At 49.9% G+C, this 8,861-nt stretch carries 8 protein-coding genes; 5 read left to right on the forward strand and 3 right to left on the reverse strand.

Annotated elements, in window-relative coordinates:
* The first annotated feature begins 101 nt into the window (after window positions 1-101).
* A complete protein-coding gene (locus VJY99_RS13665; protein WP_324119305.1) occupies window positions 102-1,091 on the forward strand; it encodes a bile acid:sodium symporter family protein in 990 nt (329 codons plus the stop codon).
* Here VJY99_RS13665 and VJY99_RS13670 read toward each other — a convergent pair whose 3' ends face one another.
* The 3 genes from VJY99_RS13670 to zipA all read right to left on the reverse strand — a co-directional run bounded on the left by VJY99_RS13670 (window position 1,092) and on the right by zipA (window position 4,373).
* Entirely contained in the window at window positions 1,092-1,307 is a 216-nt protein-coding gene (locus VJY99_RS13670; protein WP_034459012.1) for a DUF3820 family protein, read from the reverse strand. It lies immediately after the preceding gene.
* A gap of 1 nt (window position 1,308) precedes the next feature.
* Window positions 1,309-3,327, reverse strand: a complete 2,019-nt coding sequence (ligA, locus tag VJY99_RS13675) for an NAD-dependent DNA ligase LigA (protein WP_324119309.1) — start codon at window positions 3,325-3,327, stop codon at window positions 1,309-1,311.
* A 68-nt stretch (window positions 3,328-3,395) separates the two neighbouring features.
* Window positions 3,396-4,373 (reverse strand): cell division protein ZipA, encoded by a 978-nt coding sequence (gene zipA, locus VJY99_RS13680; RefSeq protein WP_324119311.1) that lies wholly within the window; start codon window positions 4,371-4,373, stop codon window positions 3,396-3,398.
* A gap of 230 nt (window positions 4,374-4,603) precedes the next feature.
* Between zipA and cysZ the strand changes: the two genes are divergently transcribed.
* The 4 genes from cysZ to ptsI form a co-directional block, all read left to right on the forward strand.
* Entirely contained in the window at window positions 4,604-5,365 is a 762-nt protein-coding gene (gene cysZ, locus VJY99_RS13685; protein WP_324119313.1) for a sulfate transporter CysZ, read from the forward strand.
* Between the two features lie 162 nt (window positions 5,366-5,527).
* Window positions 5,528-6,499, forward strand: a complete 972-nt coding sequence (cysK, locus tag VJY99_RS13690) for a cysteine synthase A (protein WP_324119315.1) — start codon at window positions 5,528-5,530, stop codon at window positions 6,497-6,499.
* A 395-nt stretch (window positions 6,500-6,894) separates the two neighbouring features.
* Window positions 6,895-7,152 carry a phosphocarrier protein Hpr gene (gene ptsH / locus VJY99_RS13695; protein ID WP_034459025.1) on the forward strand — a complete coding sequence of 86 codons (258 nt, stop codon included), beginning with the start codon at window positions 6,895-6,897 and terminating at the stop codon, window positions 7,150-7,152.
* 44 nt (window positions 7,153-7,196) lie between these two features.
* Window positions 7,197-8,861, forward strand: a 1,665-nt coding sequence (gene ptsI, locus VJY99_RS13700) for a phosphoenolpyruvate-protein phosphotransferase PtsI (protein ID WP_324119318.1), incomplete at its 3' end; no start/stop codon positions are given.

Raw genomic sequence — 8,861 nt, forward strand, 5'->3', positions numbered from 1 at the left:
GAATAATTCATCTATTTAATTCATCAATTCATTCAATAAATCAATTTTATTTCTAAAACTATTGAAAGCACAATAGCCCCACAACAGTTTGAGGAATATAGATGAAACTCTTTCGCGTGCTCGACCCTTTCACGCTGACGCTGATTTTTACCGTACTGCTGGCGTCTTTCTTTCCCGCTCAAGGCAGTTTTGTTGGCTTCTTTGAAGGTCTAACAACAGCTGCGATTGCACTGCTTTTCTTTATGCATGGCGCCAAACTTTCCCGTGAAGCGATCATTGCCGGGAGCAGCCACTGGCGGTTGCACCTATGGGTGATGTGCAGCACCTTTGTTCTCTTCCCTGTGTTGGGTGTTTTGTTTGCCTGGTGGGCACCGGTCAACGTCAGCCCTGAAATTTACACCGGTTTTTTGTATCTTTGCATCCTGCCTGCCACCGTGCAGTCGGCTATTGCTTTCACCTCGCTTGCCGGAGGTAATGTTGCCGCTGCCGTGTGCGCGGCTTCTGCTTCAAGCCTGCTTGGTATTTTTCTCTCGCCGCTGTTAGTCGGCATGGTGATGCATGTGCATGGCGCAAGCAGTAGCATGGAGCAAGTTGGCAGCATCATGTTGCAGTTACTGGTGCCATTTGTCGCCGGGCATCTTTCGCGCCCATGGATTGGTGATTGGGTTGCCCGCCATAAAAAATGGATTGGTAAAACTGACCAGACCTCAATTCTATTCGTTATCTACACGGCGTTTAGCGAGGCGGTCACGCAGGGGATTTGGCACAAAGTCGGTTTAGGTTCACTGCTGTTTATCGTGGTGGTGAGTCTGGTATTGCTGGCGATAGTCATTAGCATCAATATGTTCGTTGCCAGACGTATGGGCTTTAGTAAGGCGGATGAAATAACTATTGTGTTCTGTGGGTCGAAAAAGAGCCTGGCGAATGGAATACCGATGGCGAATATTTTGTTCCCGGTCGCAACCGTCGGGATGATGGTGCTACCACTGATGATCTTCCATCAGTTGCAGCTGATGATTTGCGCAGTGCTGGCAAGGCGTTATCAGAAAGAGACTCAAGTGGCGACTAAAGCCGCCACCGACAATGCTTAATTAGTGTCTTTTAAGGGGCTTCACCAGCCCCTCCAACCCTTCGGTTTTAATCAGCAATGTGAGCCTCATCAACTCACCCAGATGGCCTTGTGGAAACTCATCTTTGCGTGCAAACCACAGCAGATACTCTTCCGGCACATCAATCAGCACGCGGCCTTTGTACTTACCGAACGGCATCACGGTATTGGCTATCTCAATAAGCTGTTCTTTATCCATTTCATTCACCTAATAAGCGAATCATTTCAGCTTCATCAATCACATCAATACCTAGCTCCTGGGCCTTCACAAGCTTAGAACCCGCCGCTTCGCCAGCAATCACTAGATCTGTTTTCTTCGACACGCTACCTGCCACTTTTGCACCTAACGCCACCAAGCGTGCTTTCGCATCATCACGTGACATGATGCTGAGCGAGCCTGTCAGCACCACCGTTTTACCGGAGAATGGGCTATCGATTTCTTCAGCTTTAATCATCACGGGAGCTGGCCAGTGAACACCTGCCTCTTGCGTCAATTGGCGGATAACTTCACGATTGCTGTCTTCGGCAAAGAAGTTAAAGGTATGAGTAGCAACCACAATACCGACGTCAGGGACTTTTTGCAGATCTTCGATACTTGCCGCAACCAATGCATCCAACGTACCAAAATGCGCCGCTAAACCTGCTGCGGTCGCTTCGCCCACTTCACGAATACCGAGTGCATACAAGAAACGTGCAAAAGTGGTTTCTTTGGCTTTTTCCAGTGCATCAACCACGTTTTGCGCCGATTTCGGCCCCATGCGATCAAGCCCGGTGAGTTTGCCCGCCGTCAGGCGGAAAAGATCCGCAGGCGTGTGGACGTACTCTTTCTCAACCAGTTGGTCGATTATCTTGTCACCCATACCGTCCACATCCAGCGCACGGCGAGAGACAAAGTGTTTGAGGGCTTCTTTGCGTTGAGCGCCGCAAATCAGGCCGCCAGTACAACGCGTTACCACTTCGCCTTCCACACGCTCAACGTCAGAGCCACAAACTGGGCAGTGCGTTGGGAAGACAATCTCGGTGGTGTTCTCAGGACGTTCAGATTCCACCACACCGACAACCTGCGGGATAACGTCGCCTGCACGACGTATCACCACGCGGTCGCCAATCCTTAAGCCCAAACGCTCAATTTCATCGGCATTATGCAGCGTCGCATTGCTGACCAGCACACCTGCGACCTGAACAGGTTCAAGTCGTGCCACCGGGGTAATTGCCCCCGTGCGTCCAACCTGGAACTCGACATCACGAACAAACGTCATCTGTTCCTGAGCCGGGAATTTAAACGCCACTGCCCAGCGCGGCGCACGCGCGACAAAGCCGAGTGTTTCTTGCAGCGCAAGCGAATCCACTTTGATAACCACGCCGTCGATATCAAAACCTAATGTTGGGCGATCAACCTCAACCTGGTGATAAAACGCCAGCACGTCTTCTGCTGTGTTACATAGACGAATGCGGTCACTAACCGGCAGTCCCCACTCTTTAAACTGCTGCAAACGAGCATGGTGGCTGGCAGGTAATTCCCCCCCTTCAAGCAGGCCAACACCATAGCAGAAGAAGGTTAACGGACGTTTGGCGGTAATACGCGGGTCAAGTTGGCGTAATGATCCTGCCGCCGCGTTACGAGGGTTAGCAAAAATTTTCCCGCCAGTACGTCGCGCTTCTTCATTAATTTTTTCAAAACCCGCTAGTGGCAGGAACACTTCACCGCGCACTTCCAGGCGACGGGGGATATTCTCGCCGCGCAATTTAAGCGGAATGGAACGGATAGTGCGCACGTTGGCCGTGATATTTTCGCCTGTTGTCCCATCACCGCGCGTGGCAGCACGAATCAGCACGCCATCTTCATAGAGCAGGCTCACAGCCAGGCCGTCCAGTTTTAGCTCGCAACAAAACGTGACGGCTTCCGTGCTTTTCAGGCGGTCCTGCACACGCTTGTTAAACGCCAGATAGCTCGCTTCGTCAAAGGCATTATCCAGTGACAGCATCGGCACTTCATGGCGAACCTGGGTAAATTCGCTGAGCGGTGCGGCACCCACACGCTGCGTGGGAGAATCAGGGGTGATGAGATCAGGATGCGCTTGCTCGAGAGCGCGCAACTCCCCCATCAGGCGGTCGTATTCCGCATCCGGGATTTCGGGGTTATCAAGCACATGATAGAGATATTCATGATGGCGAAGCGTGGTTCGCAGTTGAGTAATTTGTTGTTCGATTGTGTCCATATCGCACCATCAATATAAAAAACCCCCGACATGCGGGGGTTTAGGGGGAAACATGTTCAGGATGGGTATCAGTGGCTTGCGTTTGCTTCTACCACTTCGCGGATGCGATCCTGATATTCACGCATTTTTTGCGGTGTCATCATGCGGCGTTGGTCGTCTAACACAACCCCACCGACTTCATCAGCAATGTGCTGAGCAGACTGCAGCATCAACTTAAAGTTTTGCGCTGGGTCGCCATAAGATGGCACCTGCATGAAGATTGTCACGCCAGGTGTTGCAAAATTCGTCATGCTTTCAGGGTCAAACGAACCGGGCTTAACCATATTAGCGAGGCTAAACAGAACCTTGCCGCTACCATCAGGACTGAGGTGACGGTGGAAAATGTTCATTTCACCAAAGATAAAACCCGCTTGCTGAATGCTGTTTAACAGCACATCACCGTTGATCATACTGCCCGCATGTGCCGAGACATTAAGCACAATCACCGTTTCTTTACGACGTGCCGGTGGTTCTGGTGTCGGAGCCGGTTGGGTAACGGCCGGTTCAGGTGCAGATTCTACATGCTGAACTGTTGGCTGTTGAATCGGGGCTTGCGGTGCCACTGTCTGCGCAACAGGCTCTTGTACCACCGGTTGATGCACCACAGGCTGCTGAGTCACAGGCTGGTGATGTGTCGGCGAAACAGGCGCTACCGGTTCAGGTTGGCGCACAGGCGAACTCTGACGTGGCTCAGCTGAAGCATAAGGTGGCTCGTATTGATGTTGAGGTGCTGGTGGCTGACGAGGCATTTCTGGCTCGCGAGTCACTGTTTCCGACGTAGGGGTTACCCGACGCACACGCACCTCACCTACTCCATCATCTTGCTCATCGTCAGCCTCGTCGTCATCCGATTCGTATTCGTCACGCTTAGGCTTCATGCGTTTTAATGGACGATCACGAAATACAGATGAACGCTCCTTACGACTCGTCCACAGACCGTGAACCAGTAAGGCTATTATGGCGATCGCGCCAACAATGATTAATATCAGACGCAAATCCTGCATCATTATATTCTCTGTTGTTCTAACACCTTGCCACCGCGGCAAACATTTACTTACTAAGAGTATTTGCCCATGTGCTCAAGTGCAAGTCCGCACACGGTTTTCTCAGCATAAAGATGGACTGAAATCGACTTTTCGCTGTTTTTTCGACCATTTCCTAATAAGTTTTTCTCCTGACACTCGGTTATTATGGGTATACATGTCATTGCTTTGACCAAAAGGAGTTCGTTCAGATTATGGTTTCATCTTCAGGAACCGTGCCACGCAGTGGCGTTTATTATTTTTCGCAGGGCTGGAAGCTGGTCCGTGAGCCTGGAATCAAACGTTTCGTGCTCTTACCGCTGCTGGTCAATATCTTATTAATGGGTGGCGCATTCTGGTGGCTGTTTACCCGGCTGGATGTATGGGTGCCCACTCTGCTTTCCTACGTGCCAGACTGGTTGCAATGGTTAAGCTATTTGATTTGGCCGCTGGCGGTCATCTCTATCCTGCTGGTATTTAGCTATTTCTTCTCGACCATCGCTAACTGGATTGCCGCCCCCTTCAACGGATTGCTGGCAGAGCAGCTTGAAGCGCGTCTGACGGGGGCTACCCCGCCGGATGCTGGCGTGTTAGGTATCATGAAGGATGTGCCACGGATTATGAAACGCGAATGGCAGAAGCTCTCCTGGTATTTGCCACGCGCGCTGGTGTTGCTGGTGCTCTACTTCATTCCGGGTATCGGCCAAACTGTTGCACCGGTTTTATGGTTCTTATTTAGCGCCTGGATGCTGGCGATACAGTATTGCGACTATCCCTTTGATAACCATAAAGTCCCCTTCAAAGAGATGCGTATTTCATTGCGTGAGAAGAAAACCATCAACATGCAGTTTGGTTCACTGGTGAGTCTGTTTACCCTAATCCCCTTCCTGAACCTGGTTATCATGCCGGTTGCCGTCTGCGGTGCGACCGCGATGTGGGTGGATTGTTATCGCCCAAAACATGCCATGTGGAAGTAGTTTTTCAGGAGCGGCCTCTCCCGCTCCTTATTCTTTCTTATTCCTTCTTGCTTCTGCTTATTTCCCTTCTACATATAGATATACGATTTCTTTACTTCCGCATAACTTCTAAGCAGGTATGCTGGAGAGGTTTCCCAAATTTCATACAGTTAAGGACGGGCTATGAGCAAGATCTATGAAGACAACTCTCTGACAATCGGTCATACGCCGCTGGTTCGTCTGAACCGCATCGGTAATGGACGCATCCTGGCGAAGGTAGAGTCCCGCAACCCGAGCTTTAGCGTCAAATGCCGTATCGGGGCCAATATGATTTGGGATGCCGAGAAACGCGGTGTACTCAAGCCAGGTGTCGAGTTAGTTGAACCAACCAGTGGTAACACCGGTATCGCACTCGCTTACGTTGCCGCAGCGCGTGGTTACAAGCTGACGCTGACCATGCCTGAAACCATGAGCATCGAACGCCGTAAACTGCTGAAAGCACTGGGCGCGAACCTGGTGTTGACCGAAGGCGCAAAAGGCATGAAAGGGGCGATTCAGAAAGCTGAAGAGATCGTTGCCAGCGACCCAGAGAAATTCCTGCTATTACAGCAGTTCAGTAACCCAGCAAACCCAGAAATCCACGAGAAAACCACCGGCCCAGAAATCTGGGAAGATACCGACGGTGAAGTAGACGTGTTCATTTCCGGGGTCGGTACTGGCGGTACCCTGACTGGCGTGAGCCGCTATATCAAAAACACCAAAGGTAAAACCAGTCTGATAACCGTGGCTGTCGAACCGACTGACTCACCCGTCATCGCGCAGGCACTGGCTGGTGAAGAACTCAAACCAGGTCCACACAAAATTCAGGGCATCGGTGCGGGTTTCATTCCTGGTAACCTTGATCTAAAACTGATCGATAAAGTTATCGCTATCACTAACGATGAAGCTATCTCTACTGCCCGTCGTCTGATGGACGAAGAAGGTATTCTTGCGGGAATTTCATCCGGTGCTGCGGTAGCTGCTGCATTAAAACTTCAAGAAGATGAAGCATTTAGCAACAAAAACATTGTGGTTATACTGCCATCCTCCGGTGAACGTTACCTGAGTACGGCTCTGTTTGCCGATCTTTTCACTGAAAAAGAACTGCAACAGTGATGCCAACTTAGTGAATTTGAGTAAAAAAGCACCCATTCGGGTGCTTTTTTGTGGTATCCATCAAACTTTTTACTACCCTACCATTGCGTCACCCTGCCAGGTCTGGTATCTATCCAGCAAATTATTTTGATGCGCGAAATTAATCGGAATGTGAAGTACCTCTGCTGAATCGATTTATCGATTTGGTGCAAAATCACATTTCACGGCATAATGATTAATGACGAGCGAGCCGCGAAGCGCCAGGCATTTGCCAGAGCACATTTCGTGATTCCCGAAAGCATCCTGTGTCGCGTAAAGTCTACAGTTAACGTCGACGCTAACTATACAGGCTAAAGTTTTGCCACCAGGCTAGACTTTAGTTCCACAACACTAAACCTATAAGTTGGGGAAATACAATGTTCCAGCAAGAAGTTACCATTACAGCTCCAAACGGTCTGCATACCCGCCCTGCTGCTCAGTTTGTTAAAGAAGCTAAAGGCTTCACTTCTGAGATCACTGTGACCTCCAACGGCAAAAGCGCGAGCGCGAAAAGCCTGTTTAAACTGCAAACACTGGGCCTGACTCAAGGTACTGTAGTGACCATCTCTGCTGAAGGTGAAGATGATCAGAAAGCAGTTGAGCATCTGGTAAAACTGATGGCTGAACTCGAGTAAGTTCTGGGTTCTTCGTAAATATCAGTCACAAGTAAGGTAGGGTTATGATTTCAGGCATTTTAGCATCCCCGGGTATCGCTTTCGGCAAGGCACTTTTGCTGAAGGAAGATGAAGTTGTCATCGACCGGAAGAAAATTTCTGCCGACAAAGTTGCGCAGGAAGTTGAACGTTTCTTAAGCGGGCGCGCGAAAGCGTCAGCACAGTTAGAAACGATCAAAATTAAAGCTGGCGAGACCTTCGGTGAAGAAAAGGAAGCTATCTTCGAAGGGCACATTATGTTGCTGGAAGACGAAGAGCTTGAGCAGGAAATCATAGCCCTTATCAAAGATAAATTAGTGACCGCTGATGCAGCGGCTTACGAAATTATCGAAGGCCAGGCTATCGCGCTGGAAGAATTAGACGATGAATACCTGAAAGAACGTGCGGCTGACGTACGTGACATCGGTAAGCGTCTGCTGCGTAATATTCTTGGTCTGGCAATTATCGACCTTAGCTCTATTCAGGATGAAGTTATCCTGGTCGCTAAAGATTTGACTCCGTCAGAAACCGCACAGCTTAACCTGCAAAAGGTGCTGGGTTTCATCACCGATATCGGTGGCCGTACTTCCCATACCTCTATCATGGCGCGTTCTCTTGAACTGCCAGCGATCGTCGGTACCGGTAGCGTGACCAGCCAGGTGAAAAACGACGATTACCTGATCCTCGATGCGGTTAACAACAAAGTTTACGTTAACCCAACCAACGACGAGATCGAAGCCCTGCGCGATGTACAGCAACAGGTTGCTTCTGAGAAAGCTGAACTGGCAAAACTGAAAGATCTGCCAGCAATCACTCTCGATGGTCATCAGGTAGAAGTATGCGCAAACATCGGTACTGTTCGTGATATCGACGGTGCAGAGCGTAATGGTGCAGAAGGTGTAGGTCTGTATCGTACAGAATTCCTGTTCATGGATCGTGATTCACTGCCAACTGAAGATGAGCAGTTCGCGGCGTACAAAGCTGTTGCTGAAGCCTGTGGCTCACAAGCAGTTATCGTACGTACCATGGATATCGGTGGCGACAAAGAGCTGCCGTACATGAACTTCCCGAAAGAAGAGAACCCGTTCCTGGGCTGGCGTGCGATTCGTATCGCCATGGATCGTAAAGAGATCCTGCACGCGCAGGTACGCGCTATTCTGCGTGCTTCCGCTTTCGGTAAATTACGTATCATGTTCCCAATGATTATCTCTGTTGAAGAAGTGCGCGCACTGAAAGCTGAGATTGAAATCATGAAGGCGCAGCTGCGTGAAGAAGGCAAAGTCTTTGACGAAACTATCGAAGTAGGCGTAATGGTTGAGACTCCGGCTGCGGCCACGATTGCTCGCCATCTGGCCAAAGAAGTCGACTTCTTTAGTATCGGTACCAATGATCTCACGCAGTACACCCTGGCAGTTGACCGTGGTAATGATATGATTTCACATCTTTACCAACCAATGTCACCATCCGTACTGACTCTGATTAAGCAAGTTATTGATGCTTCTCATGCAGAAGGTAAATGGACCGGTATGTGTGGTGAGCTTGCAGGCGATGAACGTGCTACACTTCTGTTGCTGGGTATGGGTCTGGACGAATTTAGTATGAGTGCCATTTCTATCCCGCGCATTAAGAAGATTATTCGTAACACGAACTTCGAAGATGCGAAGGTGTTAGCAGAGCAAGCTCTTGCTCAA

The sequence above is a fragment of the Buttiauxella sp. genome (genome assembly GCF_035271705.1).
In the GTDB taxonomy this organism is placed as follows: domain Bacteria; phylum Pseudomonadota; class Gammaproteobacteria; order Enterobacterales; family Enterobacteriaceae; genus Buttiauxella.

Excerpts from the sequence above, each read along its gene's own strand:
- VJY99_RS13665 (WP_324119305.1), top strand. The coding sequence starts at position 102 with ATGAAACTCTTTCGCGTGCTCGACCCTTTCACGCTGACGCTGATTTTT.
- VJY99_RS13670 (WP_034459012.1), bottom strand. The coding sequence starts at position 1,307 with ATGGATAAAGAACAGCTTATTGAGATAGCCAATACCGTGATGCCGTTC.
- ligA (WP_324119309.1), bottom strand. The coding sequence starts at position 3,327 with ATGGACACAATCGAACAACAAATTACTCAACTGCGAACCACGCTTCGC.
- zipA (WP_324119311.1), bottom strand. The coding sequence starts at position 4,373 with ATGATGCAGGATTTGCGTCTGATATTAATCATTGTTGGCGCGATCGCC.
- cysZ (WP_324119313.1), top strand. The coding sequence starts at position 4,604 with ATGGTTTCATCTTCAGGAACCGTGCCACGCAGTGGCGTTTATTATTTT.
- cysK (WP_324119315.1), top strand. The coding sequence starts at position 5,528 with ATGAGCAAGATCTATGAAGACAACTCTCTGACAATCGGTCATACGCCG.
- ptsH (WP_034459025.1), top strand. The coding sequence starts at position 6,895 with ATGTTCCAGCAAGAAGTTACCATTACAGCTCCAAACGGTCTGCATACC.